General features: G+C 52.4%; 35 protein-coding genes. 32 read left to right on the top strand and 3 right to left on the bottom strand.

Annotated elements, in window-relative coordinates; translation table 11 throughout:
• The first annotated feature begins 11 nt into the window (after positions 1–11).
• The 12 genes from ACZRN6_RS16970 to ACZRN6_RS16915 all read left to right on the top strand — a co-directional run bounded on the left by ACZRN6_RS16970 (position 12) and on the right by ACZRN6_RS16915 (position 9,506).
• A complete protein-coding gene (locus tag ACZRN6_RS16970) occupies positions 12–545 on the top strand; it encodes a hypothetical protein (RefSeq protein ID WP_078465916.1) in 534 nt (177 codons plus the stop codon).
• A gap of 557 nt (positions 546–1,102) precedes the next feature.
• Positions 1,103–1,333 (top strand): hypothetical protein, encoded by a 231-nt coding sequence (locus tag ACZRN6_RS16965; protein ID WP_169904120.1) that lies wholly within the window; start codon positions 1,103–1,105, stop codon positions 1,331–1,333.
• Positions 1,334–1,769: 436 nt separating this feature from the next.
• On the top strand, positions 1,770–2,345 hold the full coding sequence (locus tag ACZRN6_RS16960) for a hypothetical protein (protein WP_169904121.1): 576 nt from the start codon (positions 1,770–1,772) through the stop codon (positions 2,343–2,345).
• On the top strand, positions 2,338–2,865 hold the full coding sequence (locus ACZRN6_RS16955; protein WP_169904122.1) for an HD domain-containing protein: 528 nt from the start codon (positions 2,338–2,340) through the stop codon (positions 2,863–2,865). Before ACZRN6_RS16960 ends, ACZRN6_RS16955 begins: the two co-directional genes overlap by 8 nt.
• A gap of 56 nt (positions 2,866–2,921) precedes the next feature.
• Positions 2,922–3,335: a hypothetical protein gene (locus ACZRN6_RS16950; RefSeq protein ID WP_169904123.1), complete on the top strand. Its 414-nt coding sequence runs from the start codon at positions 2,922–2,924 to the stop codon at positions 3,333–3,335.
• Positions 3,336–3,437: 102 nt separating this feature from the next.
• Positions 3,438–3,989 carry a single-stranded DNA-binding protein gene (gene ssb / locus ACZRN6_RS16945; RefSeq protein WP_169904124.1) on the top strand — a complete coding sequence of 184 codons (552 nt, stop codon included), beginning with the start codon at positions 3,438–3,440 and terminating at the stop codon, positions 3,987–3,989.
• A 1,083-nt stretch (positions 3,990–5,072) separates the two neighbouring features.
• The gene (locus tag ACZRN6_RS16940) at positions 5,073–5,387 is read left to right on the top strand and encodes a hypothetical protein (protein WP_078465910.1); all 315 of its coding nucleotides are present in this window, start codon (positions 5,073–5,075) and stop codon (positions 5,385–5,387) included.
• 69 nt (positions 5,388–5,456) lie between these two features.
• Positions 5,457–6,494: a COG3904 family protein gene (locus tag ACZRN6_RS16935; RefSeq protein ID WP_078465909.1), complete on the top strand. Its 1,038-nt coding sequence runs from the start codon at positions 5,457–5,459 to the stop codon at positions 6,492–6,494.
• Between the two features lie 286 nt (positions 6,495–6,780).
• On the top strand, positions 6,781–7,032 hold the full coding sequence (locus ACZRN6_RS16930; RefSeq protein WP_078465908.1) for a YheU family protein: 252 nt from the start codon (positions 6,781–6,783) through the stop codon (positions 7,030–7,032).
• A gap of 112 nt (positions 7,033–7,144) precedes the next feature.
• Positions 7,145–7,807, top strand: a complete 663-nt coding sequence (locus ACZRN6_RS16925) for a hypothetical protein (RefSeq protein WP_153045969.1) — start codon at positions 7,145–7,147, stop codon at positions 7,805–7,807.
• Positions 7,808–7,931: 124 nt separating this feature from the next.
• Positions 7,932–8,243: a hypothetical protein gene (locus tag ACZRN6_RS16920; protein ID WP_011923225.1), complete on the top strand. Its 312-nt coding sequence runs from the start codon at positions 7,932–7,934 to the stop codon at positions 8,241–8,243.
• Between the two features lie 150 nt (positions 8,244–8,393).
• Positions 8,394–9,506: a tetratricopeptide repeat protein gene (locus ACZRN6_RS16915; RefSeq protein WP_169904125.1), complete on the top strand. Its 1,113-nt coding sequence runs from the start codon at positions 8,394–8,396 to the stop codon at positions 9,504–9,506.
• Here ACZRN6_RS16915 and ACZRN6_RS16910 read toward each other — a convergent pair.
• The gene (locus ACZRN6_RS16910) at positions 9,503–9,688 is read right to left on the bottom strand and encodes a hypothetical protein (protein WP_116827419.1); all 186 of its coding nucleotides are present in this window, start codon (positions 9,686–9,688) and stop codon (positions 9,503–9,505) included. The two genes, ACZRN6_RS16915 and ACZRN6_RS16910, sit on opposite strands and share 4 nt — an antisense overlap.
• Before the next feature lie 323 nt (positions 9,689–10,011).
• Between ACZRN6_RS16910 and ACZRN6_RS16905 the strand changes: the two genes are divergently transcribed.
• From ACZRN6_RS16905 to ACZRN6_RS16860, 10 genes are all read left to right on the top strand, one after another.
• The gene (locus ACZRN6_RS16905; RefSeq protein WP_011923228.1) at positions 10,012–10,410 is read left to right on the top strand and encodes a response regulator; all 399 of its coding nucleotides are present in this window, start codon (positions 10,012–10,014) and stop codon (positions 10,408–10,410) included.
• A 199-nt stretch (positions 10,411–10,609) separates the two neighbouring features.
• Complete coding sequence (locus ACZRN6_RS16900; RefSeq protein ID WP_011923229.1) at positions 10,610–11,053, top strand: hypothetical protein; 444 nt, start codon at positions 10,610–10,612, stop codon at positions 11,051–11,053.
• Positions 11,054–11,969: 916 nt separating this feature from the next.
• Entirely contained in the window at positions 11,970–12,473 is a 504-nt protein-coding gene (locus ACZRN6_RS16895) for a hypothetical protein (RefSeq protein ID WP_169904126.1), read from the top strand.
• Between the two features lie 121 nt (positions 12,474–12,594).
• Positions 12,595–13,290, top strand: a complete 696-nt coding sequence (locus ACZRN6_RS16890) for a hypothetical protein (RefSeq protein ID WP_169904127.1) — start codon at positions 12,595–12,597, stop codon at positions 13,288–13,290.
• Positions 13,287–13,739: a hypothetical protein gene (locus ACZRN6_RS16885; RefSeq protein WP_011923235.1), complete on the top strand. Its 453-nt coding sequence runs from the start codon at positions 13,287–13,289 to the stop codon at positions 13,737–13,739. The genes ACZRN6_RS16890 and ACZRN6_RS16885 overlap by 4 nt, the downstream gene beginning before the upstream one ends.
• 31 nt (positions 13,740–13,770) lie before the next feature.
• A complete protein-coding gene (locus ACZRN6_RS16880; RefSeq protein WP_078465903.1) occupies positions 13,771–14,160 on the top strand; it encodes a hypothetical protein in 390 nt (129 codons plus the stop codon).
• Between the two features lie 100 nt (positions 14,161–14,260).
• Entirely contained in the window at positions 14,261–15,181 is a 921-nt protein-coding gene (rdgC, locus tag ACZRN6_RS16875) for a recombination-associated protein RdgC (protein ID WP_078465902.1), read from the top strand.
• Positions 15,182–15,225: 44 nt separating this feature from the next.
• Positions 15,226–15,471 carry a hypothetical protein gene (locus tag ACZRN6_RS16870; protein ID WP_078465901.1) on the top strand — a complete coding sequence of 82 codons (246 nt, stop codon included), beginning with the start codon at positions 15,226–15,228 and terminating at the stop codon, positions 15,469–15,471.
• Positions 15,461–16,156, top strand: coding sequence for a hypothetical protein (locus ACZRN6_RS16865; protein WP_169904128.1), 696 nt, complete (start codon positions 15,461–15,463; stop codon positions 16,154–16,156). The genes ACZRN6_RS16870 and ACZRN6_RS16865 overlap by 11 nt, the downstream gene beginning before the upstream one ends.
• Before the next feature lie 469 nt (positions 16,157–16,625).
• The gene (locus ACZRN6_RS16860; RefSeq protein WP_078465898.1) at positions 16,626–17,159 is read left to right on the top strand and encodes a hypothetical protein; all 534 of its coding nucleotides are present in this window, start codon (positions 16,626–16,628) and stop codon (positions 17,157–17,159) included.
• A 432-nt stretch (positions 17,160–17,591) separates the two neighbouring features.
• On the opposite strand, the gene csrA is transcribed toward ACZRN6_RS16860, so the two are convergent.
• A complete protein-coding gene (gene csrA, locus ACZRN6_RS16855) occupies positions 17,592–17,780 on the bottom strand; it encodes a carbon storage regulator CsrA (RefSeq protein ID WP_011923241.1) in 189 nt (62 codons plus the stop codon).
• Between the two features lie 187 nt (positions 17,781–17,967).
• Here csrA and ACZRN6_RS16850 point away from each other — a divergent pair, with 187 nt between their 5' ends.
• Together ACZRN6_RS16850 and ACZRN6_RS16845 are read left to right on the top strand one after the other, a co-directional pair.
• Complete coding sequence (locus ACZRN6_RS16850) at positions 17,968–18,378, top strand: hypothetical protein (protein ID WP_284184494.1); 411 nt, start codon at positions 17,968–17,970, stop codon at positions 18,376–18,378.
• 166 nt (positions 18,379–18,544) lie between these two features.
• Positions 18,545–19,714, top strand: a complete 1,170-nt coding sequence (locus tag ACZRN6_RS16845) for a replication protein (protein ID WP_230383543.1) — start codon at positions 18,545–18,547, stop codon at positions 19,712–19,714.
• 96 nt (positions 19,715–19,810) lie between these two features.
• Here ACZRN6_RS16845 and ACZRN6_RS16840 read toward each other — a convergent pair whose 3' ends face one another.
• Entirely contained in the window at positions 19,811–20,056 is a 246-nt protein-coding gene (locus tag ACZRN6_RS16840; protein WP_155007412.1) for a hypothetical protein, read from the bottom strand.
• A 1,076-nt stretch (positions 20,057–21,132) separates the two neighbouring features.
• Between ACZRN6_RS16840 and ACZRN6_RS16835 the strand changes: the two genes are divergently transcribed.
• The 8 genes from ACZRN6_RS16835 (at position 21,133) to ACZRN6_RS16800 (ending at position 25,637) form a co-directional block, all read left to right on the top strand.
• The gene (locus ACZRN6_RS16835; RefSeq protein ID WP_078465895.1) at positions 21,133–21,576 is read left to right on the top strand and encodes a hypothetical protein; all 444 of its coding nucleotides are present in this window, start codon (positions 21,133–21,135) and stop codon (positions 21,574–21,576) included.
• Positions 21,576–21,986 (top strand): hypothetical protein, encoded by a 411-nt coding sequence (locus tag ACZRN6_RS16830; RefSeq protein WP_284184495.1) that lies wholly within the window; start codon positions 21,576–21,578, stop codon positions 21,984–21,986. Before ACZRN6_RS16835 ends, ACZRN6_RS16830 begins: the two co-directional genes overlap by 1 nt.
• Positions 21,983–22,312 carry a hypothetical protein gene (locus ACZRN6_RS16825; RefSeq protein ID WP_078465893.1) on the top strand — a complete coding sequence of 110 codons (330 nt, stop codon included), beginning with the start codon at positions 21,983–21,985 and terminating at the stop codon, positions 22,310–22,312. Before ACZRN6_RS16830 ends, ACZRN6_RS16825 begins: the two co-directional genes overlap by 4 nt.
• 433 nt (positions 22,313–22,745) lie before the next feature.
• Complete coding sequence (locus tag ACZRN6_RS16820) at positions 22,746–23,141, top strand: response regulator (RefSeq protein WP_078465891.1); 396 nt, start codon at positions 22,746–22,748, stop codon at positions 23,139–23,141.
• An 8-nt stretch (positions 23,142–23,149) separates the two neighbouring features.
• Complete coding sequence (locus ACZRN6_RS16815) at positions 23,150–23,782, top strand: hypothetical protein (RefSeq protein ID WP_169904130.1); 633 nt, start codon at positions 23,150–23,152, stop codon at positions 23,780–23,782.
• Positions 23,779–24,126, top strand: coding sequence for a hypothetical protein (locus ACZRN6_RS16810; RefSeq protein WP_011923250.1), 348 nt, complete (start codon positions 23,779–23,781; stop codon positions 24,124–24,126). The genes ACZRN6_RS16815 and ACZRN6_RS16810 overlap by 4 nt, the downstream gene beginning before the upstream one ends.
• 10 nt (positions 24,127–24,136) lie before the next feature.
• Complete coding sequence (locus ACZRN6_RS16805) at positions 24,137–24,604, top strand: hypothetical protein (RefSeq protein WP_169904131.1); 468 nt, start codon at positions 24,137–24,139, stop codon at positions 24,602–24,604.
• A gap of 613 nt (positions 24,605–25,217) precedes the next feature.
• Positions 25,218–25,637, top strand: a complete 420-nt coding sequence (locus ACZRN6_RS16800) for a hypothetical protein (RefSeq protein WP_169904132.1) — start codon at positions 25,218–25,220, stop codon at positions 25,635–25,637.
• Positions 25,638–25,716: the final 79 nt, after the last annotated feature.

The raw sequence follows: 25,716 nt of genomic DNA, 5'->3' as shown, positions 1-25,716 counted from the left end.
GAGATGTACCCATGACCACATTCAGCTTTCGTAACTACTACTTCGACCAAATCGAGGCTACGCGCGAACTGTTACGTCCAATCCAATCGAACAAAGACACCCCTTGTGCGCTCGAGAAATCCTTAATCCGGGAAATTGAGGTTCGACACGAGAATTTACAGGCGGTGTATGTCGAGCTCGATGAGCTTGGCCTCGGCATGATCTTGCAAAACGAATCGGGGGATTCGTGGGCTTTGATCTTGCCGGATGCTTCAGAAGCGGGACGCTTTCGTTACTCTGCGTTCCGTGACATAGGATGGATGTCCCATTATTCAACTGACACCCTCGACGAAGCAGTCCTTGAGGCGTTTAAATCTGGGTTCACCCGGGTCGCGCCACGAGACACTCTCGACAAACTGTCAGCCACCCTGGAGTGGAAAAAAGGTTGCGAGCGCCTAGCGCACATCGAAGCCCATCAACGTGGGTCTTTGACGTATAGCGAGATGCTTGCAGAGTTTCAAAAGATTGAAACCAAGCATAGCCAGCCGACAAAGCTGGCCGCTTGATATTGGTGCAATGTTCTGGCCCTTGAACGGTTTAGTTCCGAGCACTGAGATTGATTGATCTAGCAGGGAGGACCCTCACAGCCTTATTCAGGTTGTGGGGGTTTTTTGCTTCTGGCACACCTTGATGCCTATCAGACTAGCTCTGAACCTGAGCTGCTTCAGGTTAGATCATACTTTCTAAGGCATGCCTTTGTGCGGCCGATACCCTGGCATCGGGAAGGTGGTGACTCAGCTTTGGTGTTTCAAATGCTCTCATTAGCGTCTAAAGCCCGGATGGAGGATTTAGCTTGTACCCAACCAATCAAATTGGTTCTCATACCCAGCCTCACAAGGGGTTGCTCGAGTACCTCGCCGATCAGGTAATGGCCCAGCTGGCTGCACAGGCTCAAGAGCGTACAGCTACTGAGGACGGCCTTGGTTCTGGCGCAGAGTCCAGTGAGCCATCATCGAAAGCAACATCCTTTTATTTCTCCAGTGGCGGTTCTGTCTGTAATTGCGTTCCCTGTGCAGTCATGCGCCGGCTGGTATGATTCAGCGCATGATTGTGGAGCCCAAAGATGAGTCGACTCAATGAACCAACCAAGCTGAAGGCCGGTGTCTACCTGGCCCGCTGCAAAGAGGCTACATTTCTCAAGGCAGGCATCAATGGTCACAGCTCTGTGTGGCCTGAAGCTGACCTGACGATTCGTGATGGGTGGGCCTACTTCAGCAAATCCGGAGTGGAGGTTTGGAGTTGTAATTCTGCCTATGCCAGCCTTCATTTCATTGTTACCCCAGTAGCCTCCTGATTTTTGGCACCCTCTTTTGGAGTGCAATATGGGACTTGATAGTTAAGCTCTAGATAACGTGGTTATCTGCAGGTGCTCAATCGATGTCCCTAGACCTCTCTCAGCGACAGACCAAATCCACCAATCAGCTTCGTCCCGGTGAATACATTATGCAGCCCGGTGAAAACGCCCTCCTTCGCGTCGAGGACGTGGCTCACCGCCGCTACACAACAATCACTCGGTTGGAAGGGCACTACGCGGGCACCTCGTTCACCGCGGGCCAAAAGCTTGGCCGGCGTTGGGAAGTTATTCCCCCTGAGGAGGCATTGATCCGTTTAATCGCCTCATCGTGCCACTGACCCACTAGGGTGGTGCCACATCAAAGGTCATGCCACGCTATAGTCAAACACGGCGGTTGCTATTTACCCGCCTCATTAGCTAGCGCATTGGATTTCAGATGGACAAGTACCTCACGCGAACCATGGACTTCCTCAACGAAGTTGGCATCACTGTCAGGCTAGTACCTGGAGCTACTGGGTTTGCCCAGCACTGCGAGATTTCTGCGGGATCAATCAACGTTGATCCTCGCTGCCGAGCTTCTGCTCTCCTGCATGAGGCGGGACATTTGGCTACCGTTCCTGAACAGTTCCGACACTTATTCTCTGGAAATGTCGGGGCAGGTCAGAGAGCTGTTTTCAACGCGGTCTCCGGCATTGATGTCTTCCCTGGCTCTCCACTGGACCGCGCAGTTGTCCAGATCGGTGACGGCGAGGCAACTGCCTGGGGGTGGGCCGCCGGCATACAGATTGGCATTCCTGAGTTCCGGATCATCCGCAACGACGAATATAGTGGGGAAGGTTCACTAATTCGACTTGGCCTTAAAACCAATAACTACTTGGGCATCAACGGCCTGGCGAACGCAGGCTTCTGCAAGGTAAAAGCTCACCACCCTTCAGATCTACCGGTCTACCCTTGCCTGGCGTACTGGGTCCATCCAGTGCTGGATGCTTCAGGCACTCACCTCCATGGATGAGCGGTTGAAGGTTGCGATGGGACTGGCCACAGAATGGCATTTGGGTGAGTTGCGCAACTACACTACCGATGTGCCATACATCACACACCCTACTGCGGTAGCAAACTTGTTGGCGGAGATCTCAGACAGTTGGGAACTGATCGCGGCAGGCTATCTCCATGACACCCTTGAGTGCCCTGAAGAAATTCGCATTCAGCGTGAGCGAGTGATTCTCGACCTTCTTGGGTCTGCCGTCCTTCAGCTCGTGAAAGAAGTCACAAACCCGAGTCGAATGAATGATGGTAGCAGGGCGGTTCGAAAGGCGATCGACCGCCAGCACCTGTCCAAGGCGTCGCCTGATGGGCAGTCATTAAGGCTTGCCGATGCCATCCACAATTTCTCAGACCTGCAGCAGCGCTCCCCTGCCTTTGCTCTCACCTACGCGGGCGAGAAAAAGCTGATCCTGCCTTTGACAACCCAGGGCTCCCCAGTCCTACACGAGCGCCTGAGTCAAATGATACAAAATATTCTGGATGGGTGATTCTGGCACGAGTCGATAGGCAGCATGATGATCTCATCTTATTTGAGGTTCATCCCATGCCCTGGCACAAAGTAACTCGCGCCTTGCCGGTTCTGCCCGACAGAGAGTTTCTATACGCGAGATCTGTACCTGTCATGGTTTTCCTCGAATGGGGTTCACAACGGGTAGCCCGTTTCGTCCGTTATGACGATGACGGTGACATGTGGTCCGGCCGCTGGATTAGTGAATGTCCGGACAGCCTTGATCTGACCGATAGTGTTACGCACTGGAGGGACTGCTATAAACCACCAACCGACGAATCTTCAGATGAAGGGTTCTTTGTTGAAGCTGAACAGCTTGTTCGCCTTCGACATATCTCCAAAGGGCTTTATGGCGATGGTTCGGTTTTGACTGCCGACCGCCGTCGAGATCTCGCCAACCTTCTACACCGGTTATTGGTCGAGCTGGCTGATCAGCCAATTCTGGTTTGAGAGGTGCGTTTTGAGTACGTCTGCGATCTATTCGATGGTTGAATAGCGGGTATTGCTGGGTTCGCTCGGCGTTAAATCAGTCTTCAAAGGTCTTCCCGAACAATGGCAAAGCGCGGCGTTAACACTGTCACTATCATCGGAACAATGGGCTCTGACCCGAAGGTTCAGCAGTTCAATAACGGCTCCACCACCGTAGTTTCCCTGGCTACAAGCGAGTCGTGGACTGACAAACAAAGTGGTTCGAAGGTTGAAGAAACTGAGTGGCATCGCATCGTTTTGAAGGGCAGGCACGCTGACGTAGTGGCGCAGGGTGGCCGCAAGGGCCGAGATCTCTACGTCGTGGGCAAGCTTAAATCTCGTAAATACACTGTTGGCTCCGTTGAGAAGTCGATTACGGAGATCATCGTTGATGACTTCGACGGACAGTGCCATTTTGTGGAAAGTGCGAGTGCTTCTATTCGAACCTCATCCGCGCCGGCTCAGAGAGAGTCCAGACCTCAGCAGGGTTCCCAACCCCAAGGCCAACGACACCCCGCCCCTAATCGTCAGTCTTACCAATCCCCACCTGAGCATGCGGACTTTACCCCGCCGCCCCTACAGATGGAGGACATGCCTGACTATGATGAAAGTTTCTTTAGAAACGTTCCCGTTTAAAGTCCTGATGTGGATACTGCACCTGCTTAAAGCCGGATGTGGATGTGGCCGTTATGGAATTTTCCATCTTAAAATAGCTGCAGGTTTGCTGTATCGTCTCAGTAACATTCGGCGTGCAAGGCCTTGCAAGCCACATACGCTACTTGCTTCACCATAGAATTTTCATGTGCCCCTACACGAAGGGTACGACCGGGCACCAGGATCGCGCCATGCAAAAATGAGCCGTCGACCTGGCACCCCAGATCGTTATGAGCCGCTAAGTACCAATGGATTCTGGAAAATTGCGTCAACCCACTTCTGCTGTGCCTGAAATCCAATCAGCCACGAGTTTCGACCTCATTTTCATGCGTCGTCGAGCCTGCCTGCCGTTGGCGGATACAGTCGACGTGGACGATCCGCCGGCAGTAGAAGCCGAATGCGGTCCCCCTATTCACGAGCGATCCAAGCGCTGGCAGCATCAGGATGCCTTTGAGATGCGCAGGATCTCAAAGCTTCACAACAAGTCAAAAGAACTGATTGGGTACCGGCCCATGATCCAGCAAGGGCATGGCTCGGATGGCGAGCGCCCAAATAAATGCTTCAGGGCATCGGATTTTGGAGGCAGCATTGAAGAAGCTCTTCTCCAAGCAAAAGCCTGGCGCGATGCAACAGAGTCGAAGCTTGGTATAAAGCCAGGCAGTCTCAGATCTAGATCAGCTGGGAAACCTTGGTCTGGGGTTTCACTGATCGTTTCTAAATCGCCTATGGGGCGCTCTTACTGGGGGAGCAACCATGTGCTTGGACTGAAACCCCTTCGGGCATACATAGGCAAGCGATCTTACACTGCGGCCTACCATGACCTGATCCGGCGCATTGCTGAACGGGATGGCATACCTCTACCGGACGAATTACCGTCTCCGCCCCCACCTCGTGCTGATCAGTACCGCCGTATGTCAAAGGCGGGGCTCACAGACATTCCACAGCCAGCGCGTAGAAGGGCAAGCCGCTTAAAGAGCTAAGCTTCGAATTCGGACGCCACCTTTTGACTGGTGATTTTGAATCTTTGCGGTACGTTGTCCTCAAGTATTCCAGGACACATCGATAATGAAACCCTTCGCCTTTCTGCTGCTCCCACTTCTACTGGCTGGGTGCGGCGACAGTATCAATGGCGCCTACCAGGCCTCTATCCAGTACGCCGAAGAAAAGCCGCGCCCTGTGGGGTTGGCGATTATTCAAAAAGACCAGATCATCGCAGATGGCCGCGCTGTTTCGATTTCCGAATGGAAGCGTGAGGGTGCCACCTTTACCGCCTTCGACACCCAGGGTAAGCGTCTCGCTCAACTCAAGCGTAATGATGATGGTGACCTTGTCCAAGCGCTACCAATGAGCCGCGTCATCTACCATAAATTCGAGTTCTGAGATCGAGCTCCTACTACAGGATGCCCGGCCTCAATTCTTTGGTCAGTGGGCGAGCCTCAGGAATTTAGAATGCGCTTCTTCCTCTGCGGGCTGCTCGCAGCCTCCGTTTTCAGCGCTATTTCTAGCGTTGCTACAGCAAACGATATTGAGATTTTACCTTCGGCTACTGCAGGAGCCTCTTCCCCTCCAGAGGTATACCTGGCTGGCGAAATTACTGACGACACCGTCGCACAGCTCGCAAGTCTAATACCGAGCAGAGGCTTGGCTGGTTCAATCGTGTATTTGGACTCTGCCGGCGGAGATCCTCAAGCTGGTATGCGGCTTGGTGAGCTTATCCGCGGGTCTAGCATGAACACCGCTATCGGCAAGCCGGGGAAAACATCTGGACGCCCCTCCCCCGGGAAATGCATGAGTGCCTGCGTCCTAACTTATGCTGGCGGTAAGTTCAGGTTCATTGATCCAGCTTCCCAGCTAGGGATTCACCGGTTTTACCGGCGCACCGCACAGTCGACGGATCTTGATGTTGCTCAGGTGCTCTCCGCGGCCATCACTGCCTACTTAATCAAGATGGGCGTAGTGCCTGCCCTTTTCGAAAGAATGGTCCAAGTCGGCCGAGGTCAGATGGAGCTTCTTTCGCACTCTGACGCCGCTAGGCTCAACCTAGTGAACAACGGTGTGCTTCCGGCTGAATGGGGTATCGAAGGAAAGCAGGGGCAGGTCTATTTGATGGGGCGTCAGCAGACCTGGAACGGCACAGGCAAGCTGATAATGTCGTGCGCTCCAAATCAGCGGGTGAGGTTTTCAGCCCTTTATGACGCCGGCGATAACAACGGCTTTATCACTCGCAACGCCACGAACTACACCCTACGCATTAACAAGCAGTTCTTACCGATTGCTTCCCTGCAGGGAAAACCATCAGTCAGTGGTGACTATGTACTCGCCAGTTTCACCCCTAACGATTCAATGCTGTGGGCCATTTCCGGTGGCGAACAACTCGGTTTTGGTTTCCACACTAAGGATTCCAACACGTTCTACGGCTTCTTGGTCGATGCAACAGGCGAGCAGGACCTGGTCAGAAGTTGGATCAAGCACTGCACAGACCGCTAGGGGTTCTGCCACGGCCTGGATGAACCGAGGATTCTCTATCATTCATAGAGGAGCAAACCATGCGATCAGCTGCAGATTTCGAAGCCTCATCCCCGCAGAAGCGGGTATACAGTACCGACGGTACCACTTTCGGAATTTTGACTGGCGGTAGCCGTCGCTGTCAGATGGAAGGCTGCTTGGGGAGAAGCTTTGCTGTCCGCTGGCAAGATGGTCAACTCACCTACCCTTGCAGCAAAGGTCTAATTGATCACTCTTCAGGATCTCTGCAGGTAGGGAGGCAGTTTTAATGATCATCCCTCCCGGGCGTCTCTCACCCGAAACTCTTCAACGGTTGATCGAAGATTTCGTCAGCCGAGAAGGCACTGATAACGGTGATGACTCTACCGAAGCTCAGAAGGTGGCCAGGGTACGCGCCGAGCTCGATGCTGAGTCTGCAGTGATTTACTACGATGCTGAGTTCAGCCAGTGCATCCTCGCGGCCCGTAACCAGGTTCCACCTGAAATGATCAGGGCATGGAAGGAAGAACAGCAGGGATAGCCTCTCGCTAGGGCAGTTTTTAACTGCCCTGGTATGGATTTGCGTCTTGCATTAGGGGGAGTATTTTGTAGCCAGCAACCAATACTGGACTGATGTCCAAGGCCTCACGTCAATGCCAACTCAAGCGCATCAAGCTCTCTACCCTCATCCATCATTGCTTTGCGGATTATCCAGTCTGATTCGTTCACGAGGGCTGGGGAATGCAGCAGTTATCGACGGTCACGTCTTTTTTCATCTGGAGCACACCCCGGTACTGCACTGCGCCCAGATCACCGACGGCTGCGCATCCTGTTCGCCGATTCGCGCACTGATTGGCGCTGATGACCTTGATATGATGCAGATCACTGAAAGTGTGAGCAGGTTCCTTGAGTCTCCTGGCCGCTTTCGCCCCAAGTCAAAGGGGCTAGTTAAAACCTATCTAGCGGAGTGGTCGAATCAGGTAGCTAGGGCGTCCTGTGCAGTTGAGACTGTGCTCAAGATTTTTGACGCCCTGCTCGAGGTAGAGAATTGGTTATCTAGTGACGGACCGGGTGCCTGCGTTATCACTGGTGGCATCGTTATCTGGACTGCCGGCCGACACGGCATGAGCGATCTTCATTTAGCTGTCAATGTAGGAGAACGTCCTAATCCCGATATGACGACTGCTCATCGGTGGGATGCTATATCTGGTGCGTCAAACGCCGAGCTTGAACACTTGTTAGCGAGCCTTGAGCTTTGGAGCACGTCCCCATCGATCTGGAGCTTCCATGGTCGCAAAGTCCCTTCGGTGGTCTGACCAGCGTTGCTGCTTTAGGCTACCCTTAATAGCGACCAACCCCATTGATTCTGCTCTTAACCACAGCGGCAAAGATTGTGCCGGGAAATAACACCTCGGTAGTAGCTACATAGGAGAAATCGTTTTGAACACACCCCCATCTAAGGATGCACTCCGGGAATTCCTAGCATCAAAGTTTGCAGAAGCCGTTGAGCAGAATCCTGATGCCGTCGTGCTCTATGCCGCAGAGCGAGCCCCGGACCCTAAACCTTATGTGAAACGCCCAACCGTCCAGGAAGTGGCGTTCAAGCGCGAGCTCGAAAAAATGCGAGACCACCAGGCGGACAAAACACCAGCTGATTCGGCTACCTCCGTCTCCCCGGCGATCAGAACCAATGCTTTGTCTCTTGATGACTACCCTGGCCTTGTCCAGCCGGCTGAGAACAATGAATTCTGAACCCCTGTTTTGACTGTGAACACACCCTGCTTGGTGTAATGATCTGATTCCCGCAAATGCCGGAATTCCACTTACATGAGTTTCACCAGACTACCTCTTTGTATCCTCACGGTTGCTGTCATAGCTGGGTGTTCATCAAGTACGAGGCCTATGAGTTCCGGCAATCCGTTTGATGAGCCTCTCGCTGCACCTGAGGTTGTCGATTCGGTCTCACGTCAGCCACCACTACCTGTTCCCGCAACTCCGCAAGAGCTGCCCAATCAGGTTGAACTAAGTGATGGGGCTTCAGACCAGCCGGTGGAGTCTGATGTACAGGTTTATGCTGTAGATGAAGCTCCCTACTCTAGCGTCTCTGTCCCTTCTCCAGCTGTGGATACCTCTGATCCTTCGTCACCAGGTCAGACCCAGCCAACCACAACCCCAAGCCAAGCCGATGAGGTGCTTCAAGAGGCGCGCCGGGTTGGACGTACTGGAGATGTTATGGGACAGCTTGCCTTGCTTGAGCAGTCCGGATACATGGGCAATCCAAACGCGTTCTATGAATTGGCAAAGATCTATCTCACAGGCATTGGTGTTGAGAAAGCCCCAGACGCCGCTGTCGGGTACCTCAACTCTGCAATGAACCTGGGTCATTCAGAAGCTACGCGCGTCTTGGGCTGGCTATATGTGATGGGTAACGGGGTAGGCAAAGACGTTGCTTATGGTGAAATGCTGCTAGCTAAATCCGCGGAGACCAGCGTTAGAGCCAAACGTGAATTTGGTATGGCGCTGACTAACCAGCGCATTCCTCATCTGAATGATATGGAGCGAGGGCTCGAATATCTTAAGTCGGCCTCCGAAGCAGGTGATACAGAGGCCGCTAAGGCATTTGCGGCAGCTTTCACAGCCAACCCAGCTTCTGCGCCTGAACCTGAGCCCAGTACCGCACTTAGCGCGGGAGCGGATACAGCAAAGCGGCCTTATGAAGCCAGGCCACGCCAGGCTATTCGGGATGGTGGTGATGAGTTGGAGCAGTTGGGGCGAACAGGCGACACCTCAGCGATCTACCAATATGCGCTCAACCTGTCACTAGGGCGCATACGCGCCCAGGGAGATCCACAATTCAAGGCCTACTGCTGGTATTCCGTGGCTGCCGCCCGCGGGTATGGGCCAGCACGGGAAGAGGTTCGGTCTTTGGCGGGAGTCAGAACCCTCGCCGACAAAAAGTACCCAGGAAGAATGGATGCTTGCATTGCAGAACTGAACGCTGCAATCGATGGCTAGCTAGCGACGCTGGCCGCCGCGCGGCCAGTAACCGTAATCTCGTAACCACCACCAGGCAGTTCAATAGCTTTTACAAAACCGACGCTTTGAAGGCGACGAAGGTGACGCCCGCCCAGCATCGACTTGCGCGAGTTGTCCAGCTTGCTGTTGAGTGCACCGCCCAAGTCTGCAGCAGTGAGCACAGAACCTCCTAGCCCATTCAGTACCTTCAGGGCTTGAAGGTCGAGCTCGGAAATAACAATGTTGGCGGGGCCCCGCGAAAAATTCTGATGTTCGAGTAGCGGTGTTTTGGGGTGTCTCATTAGCTCATGTCTACGCTTACGGGTCGCAGCAACTCTATATGGTCAAGGATCGTAGGCAAGTCATTATGGCCCTTCGAAATTTGAGAGCACTCGTTGCGCTCTGTTGATTGATTAAAAAAAGCACCATCGTTTTGGGTAGCTACTCTACCGTTTATCGGTAACCATGGCCCCGCATGGAGCTCCAATTTCCCCGAGGTTGAGAAATGGCTGATTCACCACTACGCGTTATGATCGTTGATGATTCCCGCACAATTCGCAAAGCTGGCGAAGACATCCTGACCAGTGCCGGATGCGTAGTCATGCTTGCAGAGGATGGGTTTGACTGCCTCACCAAAATCAAAGACTTCGCTCCTGACTTCATCTTCGTTGATGTAATGATGCCCCGAGTTGATGGCTACATGGTCACCCAGGTCATCCGGTCTCACGAACACCTCAATTCAAAACCAGTAGTAATGCTTTCCTCGAAAGACGGGGTTTTCGACAAAGCCAAGGGTATGGCCGCCGGCGCAACTGATTACCTGTCAAAACCGTTCAAGCAAGAAGACCTGATCGCTGCCGTTACTAAGCACGTTCCTACCTTTGTGCCGATTACTACAAAGTGACCAGCAGCACCAATCAGCAATGACCCTATCGATGCCACGGGGCCTTCCATCTTGGCCCCGTTAACCCCACCTTTACATCATTTTCCATCTCAACCCTTGTAAACTCAGATTCACACGTTATCCCAGTATCACAGGCCAACGGCCTACCAAACAGGGTGTCAATGTCGACCCCTTCTGTGATCGCTTCGGGAGAACACGTATGACTGAATCACTTCTTCGTATTGCCTACTTCGCCATTGGCATCTACACATTTGCGAGCGCGCTGCTCACAAGCACCATTCTAAGCCGTGCGGATACCCTATCGGCTGTCGAAAAGCTCAGTCTGAGCAGTATCTGGGTGTCGTTCGTTGCCTTCGTTCTGATTGTAACTTGGGCCTCGAGGGCTGCCGCTGCAAAACCCGGTCACAAACTTTCCGAGTCATTCCTACGCGTCTCGTTTCTAACGATGGGGCTCTTCTTCGGTACCTGCGCCGTTGCAAGCACCATGGCTTTGACCGCATCCAACAGCGCACTTCAGGATTGGTTCTGCGTTGGTGGCCTGTGGTTCGCATTCGTAAGTTTCTGCGGGATCCTTTTGTTGCCCGGCCGTATTGGCGGCAAGGTAGTGGCTGCTGAACTTTCCACAGACGCGCATTCCGCATAACCGTTTTGACGTGATTCGGTCGCTGTAAAGTGTCAAAGTTGGATCAATATCCAGTGAGTCCAACGAGGGAACATGACGGATCTACAGCAAACTCATAATGCGTTTGGCGGTTTGGACGGCTATAGGGCCGTCCATGAGGCTCTTTCCCGAGCTCTTGCCGAGCCCGCTGCCCAAGGCGACCACGCACACGGTGCTCGCGCAGGATTTCTCCTTAGTCAGATTGCTCCTCAGGTGCAGGCCTTGCGCTCAGGCTCAATCACTCAAGCTCTGGAAGACGCTGGTGTGCCTCAGGAGTACCTTAATCTCCTCGCCCCATACCTCGTTCCTCAGGCAGAGCCGCCTCAGACCCTTGTTCATCAAGTGGTTGCGCTCTAATGCGAGGCACATTCAAATCTCAATTCCATTTTCAGGACTTGCCGACGACAGAACATATGGTTGTCTCTGGCGCGGAGCCAGGTGATTCCTTCATTGTGAATCAAGCTTCGATTCTTGTTCGCCACCCAATTGGTGATCAGTTCGCTTACACAAGCAACGACGCTTCGGGCGTATTCCTGGTGTGCTGTGAGATCGATGGGGCCGTTGTTGAAACCTTCGTCAAATTTCATAATGGACTGGTCACTTCCTGCGATAACAACCACTCACAACCCTGTGGTTACCGGTTCGCTCCAACCTGGATCAGGTCACATCGACTTGATCGGCCTGATGCAATCCGCACTCCCGAAGCCACTCATCTCGTTTCGCTTATTCGTGCTGTGGACGCCGGCGTGATTGTTGACCTTTCCTCAGATATGGATCGACTCATGGTTGCGCTCGCCCTTTGCCATGTCGACCTTTTAGGCGCGTTCACTCCAGCTCAGGCTTGGGCCTTCCTAGACGAGGCGCACATCTGCGCAGTGAGTCAGTGGGCTCGGTAGCATTGTCTGAATCGATTGTTTATTTAGACTGGCAGTTTCGCTACGCCCTTATTCAGAACGCTGATAGCCTTGAACGTATCTATAATACGAGACAAGTCATGCAGACTGATTGCACTGACGTCAGCGAGCATGTCACCCGCACGCTAGGCGTCCTTCAAGAACTGCCTCACGGCCCTTCTCATCAACGCCCTTTGAGTCTTTCTAACGATGGGGTCAACCCTGCTGAGAATAGCGGCTCACCTGATCATTACCTTAGGATTCTCCTAACCAACATAGCCAATGAGGTAGGCGCAGGGTTCCTCTCAAGCGTGAACCCTGCGCTCCTCGAGCAGTTTTGCATTATGACCGTCCTCAGAGGAGAGCCTGGCGGCAAGATGCTCAACGACTTGCTTTCTTCATTTCTCAGCTCCTATGCCGATCCAAAGAGCAGTGATTCAGCTGTTGACCTTCTCGGTGATCTCATTGGTCTTTCTGGCACCGCCCACACTCCTTCACCCGCTATTTAGAAACGTTCGGACCGCTCAATCGAGCCGTAACCAGAATTGGGGCCTAGCCCCTTTTTTGGTGTGAGGCTTCTGCCACGCGACAAGTACGTCTCCAATGGGGTTAATTTCTAGGAGTGTACTCATGAACACCACCATCTCTTCCCGCTCTACTACACCCCAGCTCGGATTCGATTTCCCCACTGGCATGGCCCTTTCTGCCGGCATCAACAAGTCTGGATCAAAATCCATCCCGGATCTCGACCTTACCAACCCAACTGGGATCGCAGCCGGGGAGGCTTTGTCACGAATGATCGTTGATGATCGCGTTCTCCACATGGGCATGACGACCTGGCGAGCTCTACTCGACCGTGCGATCTCTCTCGGGCACACAGAGTTGTATCCCTCTGAAAGTGGTCAGGTAGGCCTTCGCACCCCTGGTCTTCGTTTCGGACCGATCCAGCGCATGCCGGACCTGGGCCCGCAGTACGTCATTCAGTCAATTTTCAGAAACCGCCTCGATTCCCGCCTTAAAACAGAAGAGCAAGTGAAGTCTGGGCGGGTAATTGTCCAGGGCACGACCAAGGTTGAACTGGTCGTGCTCCAGGAGACGATGACTCTCTGCCTTTTCTTGGGCCGCAAGCAAATTGGGGCTCTCGAACTGGATCTGGACACATTGACAGCGGGTTGCGTGAACGACGGCGCCTCTCAAACCGCGGCATCTCTCACATCAAAGCTGGCCGAGGCCTTTCCCGATGAGGATCACCTCTTGATCACTCGATCGGCCCAGGCCGCCTTTGACCAGGTGCTGAAGGTCTTGGGGATCGGAGGTGTGAAGTGAGCCGACGGATTAACCAAGCTGTAATTCAACATCTGATTGATATTGAACATCGGGATTTAAACGCCGGGTCTGTTACTCCGCGGCTGGTAGAAGCCGCAGGTGAGGCGATTGCTGACGTTCTTCTTGATCATGGGTACCAGCTCGAGAGCAGCTATCGGGACGGTCGCGATGTTGTCCATTGCTACATCAACCCGCGAACAGGCGAGATTCTTGATGATATTGGATTCACTCTCGACCTTATGGATGACGGAGTGGACGGGCCAAACCTGACAGTGCTGTTGCGTACCGACGTGGCTCACACAGCACCCACTTTCGGCTTCTCCGAGGCATTGAGAACAGCCAGATCCTGGTACCTGCCCATGTCGAATATGGCGACTGCTCGCGAACTGTTCTCTGTTGCCGGCGGCCTCAAAACCGAAGCCTGCTTTGTGTGGCTCGCTGCTGCCTAGAACTAGATCATTGCGGGATGGGTGGAGACGTATGAAGAAGAAATCAACCAGCAAGAAGCACAGGCCGTTCAACGCACTACGTGAAGCTAGAAACAAGCTCGGGCTATCCCAGCTTGAGCTGGCTATCGAATTTGACGTTGCCCGTACGACCATCATAACTGCAGAGAAAACATCTCCTCGGCCGTGGATGACTATTGCCTGCCTAGGCCTAGGTAGCCTTATGTTTGTTGATCAAGGGGTGAAAACGCTATCTGGTGAGCGCTTCAGTAGTCTGCGTGAGCGGTTGGGCCTTACCCCTGGTTCCCTCGGATCGAAGCTAGGCTTTGCCGAAAGTACGATCATGACCTGGGAGAGGACATCGCCGCCGGCCTGGGCCCATCCAGCGATGATAGGACTGACAGTTTTATCGCTGGTAGGCTAACCAAGCTCTAATTTCTGAGCGGTTCCTTTGAGTTGGCAAAGGCGGGCAGTGCGTTACCCTGTTCGCCTTCATTAAACTGATTACAGAGGAATAGTGCACGATGTGGTTCAAAAACGTTTTGGTCTATCGGCTGACCCAAGATCTGCCTCTTACCCTCGAGAGCCTTGAGCAAGCGCTGCGTACCAAGGTTGCCAAGCTACCTGAAAGCCAAGTCCTCCAAACTGTTGGCTTCCTTGCTCCTAACAGCAAGAACCCCGACGCTCCCCTTGCTCACGTTGTTGATGGTGTGTTTCTCGTGGCACTCCGGATGTATGAACGTATCCTCCCCCCAGCAGTAGTAGCTGATGCTGTCGCTGAGAAGGTGGAAGAAATCGAGCTCAGTCAGCTGCGAAAGGTCTACAAAAAGGAAAAGGATCAGATCAAGGACGAGATCACCCAGGCCTTCTTGCCGCGCGCCTTCATCAAAAAGGCAACAACCTACGCTGCCATCGATCTCAAACAGAACCTGATCTATGTGAACACCTCGAGCCCTAAATCGGCAGAGGCACTTCTCTCGACATTGCGAGAGGTGCTGGGCAGCCTGCCGGTACGTCCTGTAGCAGTCAAAATTGCACCAACGGCCACCTACACTTCCTGGATCAAGACCGAGAAGGCTGCTGATGATTTCTACGTCCTCAGCAACTGCCGTCTGAACGACATCAGTGAGGACGGCGGGGAAATCCAGGTCAAGAATCAGGACCTTACATCTGACGAGATCAAACAACTGCTCGATAGCGGTAAAATCGTCAGCCAGATCAATCTGGCTTACAAGGACTTGCTGAGCTTCACTGTGAACGACAAGCTTGCAATTCAGGGCCTCCGTTTTGAATCGCTCCTGCATGAGAAGGCAGTTCAGGATGGTGGTGATGATGCAGATTCCCAATTTGACGCATCTTTCCTGCTCATGATGAAAACCTTGAACGAAGCCGTTCCAGCGTTGCTTACCGCCCTGGGCGGCGAGGATATTCCCGCCGGCGTTTAACTGACTGAATAAGGCCCGCCGCATGCGGGCCTTATGGTGAAAGCATGAATGATGTCGACAGCTTTATTCTCACGGTCCTGAAGACCGATGCGCTACCGGACAGCTTCAGTCTGGAGCAAGTCCAAGCTCTTATAGGCTCAGCTTTGGAGCATTCCGCGGACAAACAGTCTGCTCTTGACGAAGAGCGCATTCGCAATCTTCGCTCAGCCCTTCATACAATCGAGGAAACCACCACAGATACTGTGGCTGGGCTTGCTGCGCGGCATGCAAGGCTGTTAGATGATGACTGATGCCTACCAGCCGATAGCCGCGACTCAAATCCAAGCATTGCAACCCTTACTGGCTGGCTTCACCAAAGGCCTCATTGATCTAGCTACCCGCATTGCCAGCGGTCTTGCTGAGGTAGGTCTACCTACGAGCTTTGATCTGCAGGGCGACTGGGTAAAGCTCACTTTACTGACTGATCAGGGGGGCATCACCTTTGCCCTCATGGAGCCTGAGGTGTGCGGGTTATCGAACGAGGCTTTACCGATGCGTGTAGGGGTTAGCTTGTCGTTCGGTATTCCGGACGGAAACGAACTGACCGATAAGCCGGACACGATGTTCTACTTGCCGGCTTCGTTCACCGTGGATCAGCTCTTGGCACTCGGCCGAGGTCAATTTTCACCACTGCAGTTCACAGAGCTGTTGAACATGTCGGTGCGCCATGCCATGTCATCTCCACGTGATAAGTTCCCTCGCTCAATCCTCCTGATGATCGCTGAGCGAACTTCTTTACGTGACACTGGGGTTCGGTATTTTGAGCTTTGGACCCAGTCCCGTGGGGGTGTAGACATTCAACAACTACGCCCTACCAACAACCCGCACATCGCTGCAGCTGAAGCACGCACGCTTGGCTTCCAGCCAACTATCTATCGTTGCCAGTCAGGATTGTTCATCAGCTTTACGGAGACTGATGCAGGGGTGTTTTTATGAGAAGGCCACTCAGCGCTGGGATCGGTCTGCTGATCACCTTGAGCCTTGTTCAGGTGCAAGCACGTGCAGCACCTGTAGAAACACTGCCCAAACCAATACGGACCTCGTTGAAAACCGATTCGATAGTCTGCTCGCATCCCGAATCCCTATTCCTCATATACGAGGCAAGCTCTATTGCAATGGCCGGCGGGGGTAGCGATGCATTCAAAGCCTATTTTGCGGCTGCTGGGAACGTGTTCGAAGCACGATCTGAGTGTCTGGTCCAATCCCAGAGCATCGAGGTGACAGTAGAGGGTTACACCACGATTAATAATCCACTAAAACCCGAGCCAGTGGTATACGGGCGCTTTGGAATTGAGGGTTCGGATAATAAGGTTTGGGCCACGATTGGAAACCTCCCGGCCTTTGAGAAGGATGCTTTACGCTCGGGGTTGGTGAAATCATCCGCCCAAATAGCGGATACCCCACGATGAAAGACGCCTTAGCTGCTGTGCTTGGCGGAATATTGAATGGTTTTGAACAGGAGAGCCATGAAGCATACCTGGGTCTGGCCGAAACAGATTTCTATGCAAAGCTCGCTCAGGATATCGAAGAACGAACGCCCGAACGTTTCTCGATGCACCTGAGTGTCGAGCATATGAGAGCTGTGGACGGCTTGCTCCTGGCGAAACTTGGGGGTAACTCGAGTGCAAAATTCCTGTTTAAGCATGGGGATTTTATTGAGTCACATGTAAGAAAGGCCATCGAGCGTGCTGAAGGTTTTTCTTGTGGGGCAGATAAAACCAGAACCGTTATGCGTACGTTGGCTCGGCATCTTGTTGACGGCATCGCCATTGATCACGATTACTCAGGTGAGCGTACATACCACCTGCCAACAACAGTGCTTACGAACCAGGTTGAGGTCTTAAGTTTTTTCAATGGGCTGCACCGTCTATACTACGGTGATCCTGTCCCTTACCTTTCCCACCTGATGGCCTATCCACCCGCCAGCGCTATTTCATAATCAGGCGGTGACCGCGGCCGGCGAGCCTGGCCGCGTCAACCTCGTCATCGAATGGCGCAGTATTCCTTAAGGTCAGCGATACGTTCCTGTGAATACATGTCGCCCGACGGGAGCTTTCGAGTCTCAGTACGCTCAGTGGTTTGAGCTATACCCGGAATTCCGTCTCGGGCCTGTGTGATGGTGTAAACAAGGCGTACATCGTGACAAGGCTGAGGCTCACAACCCTTTTCTGAGGAGCAGATTTTTGCTGACTTCTCGACTAATGCATCAATCTGCCGGCACTCGATATTTGAGAACCCAGCCTTGCATTTGAATCCTTCAAGCTTGAGATCGTTGATCAGGCTCGCCATCGCCGGGCTTGGATCGGTTATCCAAGCGGATGTACATCCAGCTAACGATGCAACGGTCAATAGAAGCACGGCTGTTGTCGTTCTAGGCACTGCCCTTCTCCAGCTGGCGCTGATCTTGAATGCGTTGATAGATCTCATCTCGATGAACATCAACATCCTTCGGAGCAGTGATCCCCAAGCGGACCTGGGTACCAACGCAGCTCAGGACAGTAATCGTGATGTCATCACCAATCTTGATTGATTGACCGCTGTTTCGAGTAAGTACGAGCATGTTGCCTCCTGTATTGACTCCAAGACCATATCCCCTGCTCGGGTCCGACGCATCCGAAAAATGGTCCTCCGAATTCAGTGCTGGGATTCTCATGAATTCCGACGACCCCTTTTGGCGTGCAATCGAAATATCAGCCGTTATCCTCGGAGGCTGACCTGTTCTCGAGACCAAGACTGTGCAGATTTCAATGAAGAAGATCGTTTTGACCGTTGCCGCCATGGCGATGGCAGCTGCTGCATACGCAGCTTTGCAGCGGCCGGACGATGTGCAAGCACTTGCTACTGCGCAGGTTGAGGATACCGACACCGTAAGATTGGCGATCGGCAAGGCATTCATTGCTGATCCTAAGTCTTTTGATCTGCCTGCAGCGTCTACACGTTTGGGTAAAGCCCGGCTGGAAGGATATGCGGTCTGCACGCAATCTGCTGAAGCCACTGCGGCCCAATACATTGAGGTTTCTCAGATGCTTGACGCTGTCGCGAACAATGTTCAGGACTTTCAACGCGTCATTGATGGGGTTATGGAATCGAAATCCGGCATGTCTGACTGTGATTTCCGCGTAATCGTAGCTATGGCACAAGCCAACAAGGGTATTTGATCACCCATGCATTCTTCGTCCGCCTTTCGTTATCGTCTTGTCTACCTCCATGTCGGCAGATTGAAAGCGAAGTGCGTAAATTCAAAAGTAAAGTGAGCCAGCTCACTCTTCTTGCTTCAACCGCCGCAATGCATATATGCATCGCGGGGTGCACGGGTAACCCCTAATGGACCACAGCAATCCAAGCACACAGCAACTCCCTGGGATGGAAAATGTATCAGCTTCGGCTGGCCGCCCCGACAACTCTATCGCTGCCAAATTGCGCAACATGCAGCATCGCAACATGCAACGCTCGGCCGGGCCAGATCTGCAGGGCGAACTATTCAACCCATATGAAATCCGACTTGATGATGCTGATCACAGTAATCTGGTATCGATCTACGATGCTCTGCCTCGGTTCAGTTGGGCTTCGAAGACTGTTCGTGACATGAGCCAGATGAGCACCCAGCTTGAGGGCAGCCTCAATGGTCAGCCCTTCCGTGTGGTCATGAAGGCTGTGAGCATGGAGATCCCAATTAAAATCAAAGGAAAGGCGACTGGCCAGACGGAGTGGGTTGGCTTGTACCCCAGCAGCCGCGAAGAGTGTGTTGAGGAGGCTCTTCGAAAGTTCAGCACACAGCCCGGGCGCTTCAATGAGGTGAAGTGCTCTGTTAGCTTCAGCCTTTACGACCTCCGGCAGGAACTCAAGTCTGTAGGCCATACCTACACCTACGATGAACTGCGCCAGGCGCTGGACATCCTGGCAAAATCAAGCTTGACGATACAAACCCGGTCCTCCGATGGAGACGTGATAGACATTACCTCCAACTATCTCCCATTTCTCTACTTGCGAAGCAAGAACAAGAAGAGCAAAAACTACATCGATGTGAAGGATATTTCCGATCAGGAGAAGGGTGACGCCACTCTGTGTATGGCCGTATTACACCCCCTGATCTCACGTGGCATCGAACGGGGCGATTACCGCCTGTACCACTACTCAACCTCGATGAAACTCACGAACAGTCTTGCTAAGACTTTAAACCGGGAGCTTTCAATGCGCTGGCGGAATGCTTCCCCTACCCACCCCTATCGCTTCCACCTTGTTGAGTTTTTGAGTAATACAGCGAGGGGCTTGTCCAAACGCATGCCTGAGGATTATCGGGCGGTGAACATAGCCTTGGCCGAGCTTGTGCAGGAAGGGGTGCTCTCCGAGTTTAAGTCGACACCGATCAAGAAGCCTAAGGGCAAAGGTGCAATCGACTACGTCTACGAAATCCTACCAACTAAAAAGTTTGTCGGGATGATGATCGATGGCCATCGTCGAGAAAACAACCGCCAGCTTGCCCTCACAGCGTAATCAACCGGCATACAGCATTAAGCCCGCATCATGCGGGCTTTTTTGCACTTGCTGAAAACTTCCCCTACACATCTCGGATTTGGGAAATTATGACTTTCAAGCTTTGGTAGCGGCCGTGAGGGTTGCGTCTATTACGCAGCCCGGGCACTGGTTGGGAGAAGTGCGTGCATTTGGTTGTCCAACCAAAGATGCCTTCATCGTCTCAAATTCAGAGGGTGAGAGGTTTCGATAGCCATTGCGCCAAGGGTCGTTCGGAGAATCCAAAAATCTAATACTGCCCTCGTTGCCTGCTGCTCTGACTGACTGTTCAAGCCTTTCATCGATGCTCTGTTTTTCGATCATGGTTTGATTTCCTGGGTCAGCGTTTGACTAATCATAATTGAACCCCTAAGCATCGCTCAATGGATTCAGGAGAACCTTCGTTACAGACCAATTGTAACCGAAGGCTTAGGTGCCATCCTGTTGCGCTCATTAATCCTAAGTCCGCCGCGACAGGTTTGAATAGGCAGCTATAGTTGTATTTCTCTCAAACCAACCTGTTCTGAAACATGTTCCAGGTGCAGGCAAATCAGAAGTCAGGAATGGTGCACGATTGCCGAGCCTAATCTTCTCTCGATACCAAATTATACTCGGTTTCCTTGCCTCCAATCCGAGGACTCTGCGTCTTCATGTCAAGACCTCGCTGTCGAATCACGTTCAAACCTTATTCAAAATCGACATCTGGCCGATCCGCCATCGATCGATTACTGTCATTTGAACAGTCAGGATTGCTCCACGATTCACCAGCGACGATAGCAAGGATTGATGCACGATTCGAAAATTCCAAATCGGTATGTTCCAGGCAGACTTGCATTTCTGCCCGATCGCGCCCTTTTCTGAATTGACTTCAATGTTAACTGTGTTCTCGGTACCGCTTAGCAAGGATTGCTTCACGATTCCTTGATGTCGAAAGGAATGAACTGTTCTCTGACATTCGTCTCTAATTTTGACCAAGTGAAAATATTTTGTTCTTTTCACCGCTATACAGTAGTAAGCATTGGTTCACGATAGTAGTCAGGATTGGTGCATTCACCCTTTGTATCTCTAGTTATCCACAGAAATTCGGTCTAAATAGCAGCTTTCCTTAGCGAGGATTGGCTCACGATCAAGCTAAGGCTAGTGAGGTTTAGTTCACGATCAGTTCTTATACAGTAAGGATTGGTCCATGATTCCGGCTTCCTTTTTGTCTCTTAATCAGGATTGATGCACGGTTGGAGTCAGGTTTGGTCCACGTTGATACGCTGCAAGGCCCGCTGTTATTGGGTTCCTGAGTTCCTTCCTTCTTTTGTCCTTTTCCTATTTATTCCTTTGATTTACCCGCTTCTGGCACGCGCCCTTACGTAGCTTAATACCCTCACATTCACTGCGAGGATTTCACTATGGAAGGACTAACCGCCTACGGTCGTTTTGCCGTCATTTGCTTTACGGTCGGGTCACTCGTTGGGAGCTTGGTCATCGGGTATCTGATGCTTACTCCTTCGCCACTACCAGTAGGCCCAACGGTTATCTCTTTCGCTGGCGCTGTATCACCAGCCTGCATCATCGCGTTAGTGATTGCTCGCTCGGTGCGTTCGATGTCATGGCTTCTGGCTCCAACCTTGTTGATTGGAGGGCTTGCAGTCCCTTTGGATTTTGCCTTCGCTTGCTTGCTCGGTTTCTTGAGCGAACGCGGCCTGCAGATGACGATAGCTGGTTTGCTCATGATTTCCATGGTCGCACTAGCAGTCGCTCTAGAGCGGACTTTGATACGAAGCTTGACTAACAAAGCACTCGGGATGCCGGTACAGCCTGGGCATGAAGAGATCTCTGGAGCCGCACGCTAATGAACGCAAAAGCAAGTCCAATTGGCGGCACCCAATCACTGCTCGTACGATCCCAGAAATGGCTCATGTCCAACCCTGAGTTGCTCGATGTGAAGCAAGCCTTATCAGCGATAGTTGCCAAGGTTTCCAAAGGTGCTATCGCCAACGACGATGATTCTCGGGATACCTACGACGCTCTGACTGAGCATTTTGTCGACTGCGGTGGCGACTTATCAGACCTCCCCTCCTACCCTGAAATTCCGATCAGTGACGGCTTGGAAACTAAGCTGGCAACTGTTGGTTCAGCAGGGCTTGATTATGGGAACTTGTACCCCGATCAGGTAACGGTCGCACCGCTGAGCCAGGAGGAAAAGCGAAGCAGGCTGCAAGAGCTCAGATCCACATTGGTTCGCCCAGGAGGTTTCAGATGAGCCCGTTGGAGCAAGCAAAAGAATGGCTCTCGAATGAAAAGCCAAACACTGAAGAAATTCAGCAATCTGTCGACAATCTATGCCACCAAGTGGCGAGGCCACCAAGCGGTTTATCTGTCGAACAGATCATGGCTGCTATTTCTCATCTGATGATGTCGATTGGAAAAGATCCAGCAGAATTGGTTCTCCCAGATCCCCCGCCCAAGGCTTGCCTTGACCTTAGCCCCCTGGGCGGCAACTCCGAGCATTTTGAACCAGAGCTGGACATCGTCGAGCGCCGTAGACGCTTCGAACAGTTGAAAGAGGACCTAAGGTCGCCGTTCTAAGATTCCGCTCGCTTCCGGCCCTTCAGCGACTCCACAGGAAGGCAAGGGGCCGATGACGCCTCGACAAAGAGATCAGCGTCGAAGAATTTTATGGCTTCCCTAAGCTCTGGCTCTTTCAGCAATTGTGCCAAGGCAGGATTGGTGCTCGATATCTGTTCCCATGCCTCACGCTTGTATTTCTCAGCTAGGCCGCTGAGCTTCACATACCTCTCACCCTTTGGCACAACTGGCATTGAATAGGTATTCATCCAGGTTGTAGCGGACTCATCTGCCATGGTTCACCAGCGGTTTTATAGATCAAACCACTGTGCCGGTATTCCCCCTCTCAGCAAGTCATAACGCCCTTCCCGAATTCTGATGAGGTGTTTTGGATTGTCATGTGTGCCGCGGCAGTTAGAATCTGCTCAATCATGGGCCAGAACTGACCATTGTCATGGCAAGAGCACTCATCCTCACTGACGTCGCGTCCGAGGCGTTTCACACTCAGCAGATCCTAAGCGACTTCTTCGATAGGGTTCGTGCGTGCAATACCGTTGCCGGAGCACTTGAGGAAATAGCTGAATCAAAGCCTGACCTGGTGATTGTCTTTGGGCTTGAGGGTTTCAGGTCCCAGCCATTCAAGGCTTTGGCTCAGGTAATAACCGACACCACCCCCGCAATGCTCATGTGTGTTGGTCCTCAGGTTGTCGGCAATGGAGAACCCGAACGGTCAATGATTGTTATCCCTCCGCTCAACCAGACCAATGTCGTAAAAGCAATACACGAACTCGGCCTGGCCGGCATCGTGAACCAATCCTCACTCAACAAATATTGCCTCCCGGCCAATTAGGGATGACCATGCTCAAGTCTTTGTTCAGCCTCACAGCTCTTTGCCTCGCCATCGCGGGCTGTGCTAGCAAGCCCGAGTTCCAGCAGAAAACGTACCAGTACGACTCCAAAGAGCACTCTGGGACCGTAGCTGTTACCGAAACCACCAATGTTCCTGATGAACAGTGCACAGAGCGCTGGCGGGATGAGCGGACTTACCAACCCAATGGTGTTCAACAGATCACCGGTTTTCGGATTGAAATTCAAATCCTTGACCACAGCCCTGACACCTACGGAAACCTGATCAAGGTTGAACTCCCATCAAACCACGGCCGTGATGTCCTGGTGCGCGACTTTCAGAAAGACAAGACTCTCATGGTCGGCGTCGACAAAAATGGCATGGTCAAACAGGGCGATTTGTTCTACTTCCCTGAAGGTTACTTTGTCCGTGCTGCACAGCCTCAGTTCAAAGACGAAAACTTGAGTTTCTGCCTAGGTGTCGATCGGACTTACGTCCCATCTGCAGAGTTGAATACACCTAACCCGCTGATCCACATGGACCGTTTGAACGTCCGATTCAACGGCAAACCTGGTGAAGAGAAGACCTTCAACTTCGGTTCGGTTCAACCGATCAGCGTTAATGTCCGGGCCGTACCACTGTGACTACGAAAACGGTTCTGGTTTTTGCCCCTAATGTCGGTGTGGCCTGTTCGATTGACGGACTGACTTCGATCGAGCTGGCGCAATACGCCATGGGGTACTACGAAAGTATGTTCGAGACATGCCGTGTCTCGTACCCGGATGGGAAGGATGCTTTCCTGATCGACGTTCTTTGCAACGGTTACACCGAATGCCATCAGGTTACAGCTTGGGCGGGTGTTCCTGAGGTCATCGAGTTCGATTTCGACAAATACCCTGCAACCCCAAAAGCGAAGCTTGATCACGCCACCTTTGGTGACGTACCAGCTCTCAAACTCATCATGAGCAAGTTTGCCAATATCCTGTGAGGACTTACCAATGCGTTGGATTGGTTTCATGTTGTGCCTGGTCCCTTTGGTAACCCACGCAGCAACCGCGGAACTGCAGGTCTCTGTGGTTGCAGGTGCTGAAGAGCCACAGGCTTACCACTACGCTCTGGATGGCAACAAATACGAGCTCGACATTCGTGAGAGCCATCGTTACCAGGCAGCATTCAAGGATGGTGCAACCAAGCGGGACGTTTGCCGGGAAGCCCAGTACAAAACTGGTCTGCTGCTCTCTTTGCGATCCTTGCCCAAAGCAGCTGATGGCTCGCAGCCTGTCGAGGTCATCGGTCAGGTCTCAACCCTTGATAGTCTGGTCGACGGCAAGAGTTTTTCCTGCGGTCAAAATCAAGAGGTGAACATGAGTAATAAAGCGTTCTCCGATACCGTCCAGGTTGAGCCCAACCGTACAAAGGTCGTTGTGATCGATGGTAAATACACGGTGATGTTGAAGGTGCTTTAGCACTTTTGAATGTGCTTCGGCATGTATTACGAGGGTTAACGTTTTTTGATCGGTGTGTCCTTGGAGGTCCCCTTGTTAAGACTTTTGATACTCGTATGTGTGTGCGCTGCTATTGCTGCAGCCCTTACGTCCGGATTATGGGGAGGCAAAGGTTGGTTCGTTTGATATTTATGGCTCATTCGTACAACAGGATCCTACTCACCGCCCCCCGGAAAGTGATGTAGACCTTTTCGGCTTTTTAGAGGGTTTCAGAATGTGGCACTACTCGCGTGTTGACTATCTGGGCCCTCATGCCATTTGCATTTTCTGCAACCGGCTTCTGCGGAGCCGCAAAGGAATCGTTATTTCCAACGGGTCTGAAGAGGCCTTTGCCGGCCCTAATTGCGCGAAAAAAATGCTAGGCCCACCAGAAGAACGTCTTCTGGACGTTACTCGCCTTGCGCTGCTCGTAGTCTCCGACGATGACCCGACTTTGCCTCCCGCCCCCTCGACTCTTCCAAGCTTGAAATCAGTTCCGCAGCTTGGGTCTGTACCCAAGACTCAGGTTCAGGTCCGCTCTCCACTTCCACCTCTCGACAAGATCGTTCAGTACCTCAGGCTGAGGTGCGAATTCATGTCCGAATTTGCGCACCATCGATCTCAAATATTGACTCAGGCTTTTGATGCCTATACCCGAACGGGGCAACTTGATGAAGCTGACCGCAAGAGAGTTGCAGGGACGATTCGTAATGCGGGTGAGCAGAATACGGTTTTCAGTGAGGCTAATGTGATGCGTTGCATTGGAGTCAATCACTGGCTTCGTGAGGCTCTGGAGAACACGCACGCCGATCGACGCGAATTTCTGACTGCGATGCTCAATAAACTCCATAGTCAGTGGCATCTCACTGAAGCTCAACTCTCAGCGGTTAACCGCTGGGGTGAGTGGCTACGTAAGAAGGTCCATTCATTCCCCCATCTCGACACCCAGGTATTCAGTGGTGTTGTGGTACCCGAATTTATGAAATCAAAAGGGCAAAGGAAAATAAAACCCTAACCCGGCTCCGTACTTAAACTTTGAACTGGATTTAAAGATAAATACGGACGCTGAGGGTTCTGGCACGCAGTTATGGGGT

The sequence above is a fragment of the Pseudomonas sp. A125 genome, assembly GCF_055409485.1.
This window is presented reverse-complemented; position numbering and strand designations above follow the sequence as displayed.

Coding starts and splice junctions, on each gene's coding strand:
- ssb (WP_169904124.1), top strand. CDS start 3,438: ATGGCAAAGCGCGGCGTTAACACTGTCACTATCATCGGAACAATGGGC.
- ACZRN6_RS16825 (WP_078465893.1), top strand. CDS start 21,983: ATGAGCCCGTTGGAGCAAGCAAAAGAATGGCTCTCGAATGAAAAGCCA.
- ACZRN6_RS16925 (WP_153045969.1), top strand. CDS start 7,145: ATGCCAACTCAAGCGCATCAAGCTCTCTACCCTCATCCATCATTGCTT.
- ACZRN6_RS16830 (WP_284184495.1), top strand. CDS start 21,576: ATGAACGCAAAAGCAAGTCCAATTGGCGGCACCCAATCACTGCTCGTA.
- ACZRN6_RS16835 (WP_078465895.1), top strand. CDS start 21,133: ATGGAAGGACTAACCGCCTACGGTCGTTTTGCCGTCATTTGCTTTACG.
- rdgC (WP_078465902.1), top strand. CDS start 14,261: ATGTGGTTCAAAAACGTTTTGGTCTATCGGCTGACCCAAGATCTGCCT.
- ACZRN6_RS16935 (WP_078465909.1), top strand. CDS start 5,457: ATGCGCTTCTTCCTCTGCGGGCTGCTCGCAGCCTCCGTTTTCAGCGCT.
- ACZRN6_RS16850 (WP_284184494.1), top strand. CDS start 17,968: ATGAAGAAGATCGTTTTGACCGTTGCCGCCATGGCGATGGCAGCTGCT.
- ACZRN6_RS16950 (WP_169904123.1), top strand. CDS start 2,922: ATGCCCTGGCACAAAGTAACTCGCGCCTTGCCGGTTCTGCCCGACAGA.
- ACZRN6_RS16905 (WP_011923228.1), top strand. CDS start 10,012: ATGGCTGATTCACCACTACGCGTTATGATCGTTGATGATTCCCGCACA.
- ACZRN6_RS16805 (WP_169904131.1), top strand. CDS start 24,137: ATGCGTTGGATTGGTTTCATGTTGTGCCTGGTCCCTTTGGTAACCCAC.
- ACZRN6_RS16800 (WP_169904132.1), top strand. CDS start 25,218: ATGTCCGAATTTGCGCACCATCGATCTCAAATATTGACTCAGGCTTTT.
- ACZRN6_RS16900 (WP_011923229.1), top strand. CDS start 10,610: ATGACTGAATCACTTCTTCGTATTGCCTACTTCGCCATTGGCATCTAC.
- ACZRN6_RS16960 (WP_169904121.1), top strand. CDS start 1,770: ATGGACAAGTACCTCACGCGAACCATGGACTTCCTCAACGAAGTTGGC.
- ACZRN6_RS16815 (WP_169904130.1), top strand. CDS start 23,150: ATGCTCAAGTCTTTGTTCAGCCTCACAGCTCTTTGCCTCGCCATCGCG.
- ACZRN6_RS16880 (WP_078465903.1), top strand. CDS start 13,771: ATGAAGAAGAAATCAACCAGCAAGAAGCACAGGCCGTTCAACGCACTA.
- ACZRN6_RS16840 (WP_155007412.1), bottom strand. CDS start 20,056: ATGATCGAAAAACAGAGCATCGATGAAAGGCTTGAACAGTCAGTCAGA.
- ACZRN6_RS16845 (WP_230383543.1), top strand. CDS start 18,545: ATGGACCACAGCAATCCAAGCACACAGCAACTCCCTGGGATGGAAAAT.
- ACZRN6_RS16860 (WP_078465898.1), top strand. CDS start 16,626: ATGAAAGACGCCTTAGCTGCTGTGCTTGGCGGAATATTGAATGGTTTT.
- csrA (WP_011923241.1), bottom strand. CDS start 17,780: ATGCTCGTACTTACTCGAAACAGCGGTCAATCAATCAAGATTGGTGAT.
- ACZRN6_RS16870 (WP_078465901.1), top strand. CDS start 15,226: ATGAATGATGTCGACAGCTTTATTCTCACGGTCCTGAAGACCGATGCG.
- ACZRN6_RS16965 (WP_169904120.1), top strand. CDS start 1,103: ATGAGTCGACTCAATGAACCAACCAAGCTGAAGGCCGGTGTCTACCTG.
- ACZRN6_RS16915 (WP_169904125.1), top strand. CDS start 8,394: ATGAGTTCCGGCAATCCGTTTGATGAGCCTCTCGCTGCACCTGAGGTT.
- ACZRN6_RS16820 (WP_078465891.1), top strand. CDS start 22,746: ATGGCAAGAGCACTCATCCTCACTGACGTCGCGTCCGAGGCGTTTCAC.
- ACZRN6_RS16970 (WP_078465916.1), top strand. CDS start 12: ATGACCACATTCAGCTTTCGTAACTACTACTTCGACCAAATCGAGGCT.
- ACZRN6_RS16890 (WP_169904127.1), top strand. CDS start 12,595: ATGAACACCACCATCTCTTCCCGCTCTACTACACCCCAGCTCGGATTC.
- ACZRN6_RS16955 (WP_169904122.1), top strand. CDS start 2,338: ATGGATGAGCGGTTGAAGGTTGCGATGGGACTGGCCACAGAATGGCAT.
- ACZRN6_RS16865 (WP_169904128.1), top strand. CDS start 15,461: ATGATGACTGATGCCTACCAGCCGATAGCCGCGACTCAAATCCAAGCA.
- ACZRN6_RS16930 (WP_078465908.1), top strand. CDS start 6,781: ATGATCATCCCTCCCGGGCGTCTCTCACCCGAAACTCTTCAACGGTTG.
- ACZRN6_RS16940 (WP_078465910.1), top strand. CDS start 5,073: ATGAAACCCTTCGCCTTTCTGCTGCTCCCACTTCTACTGGCTGGGTGC.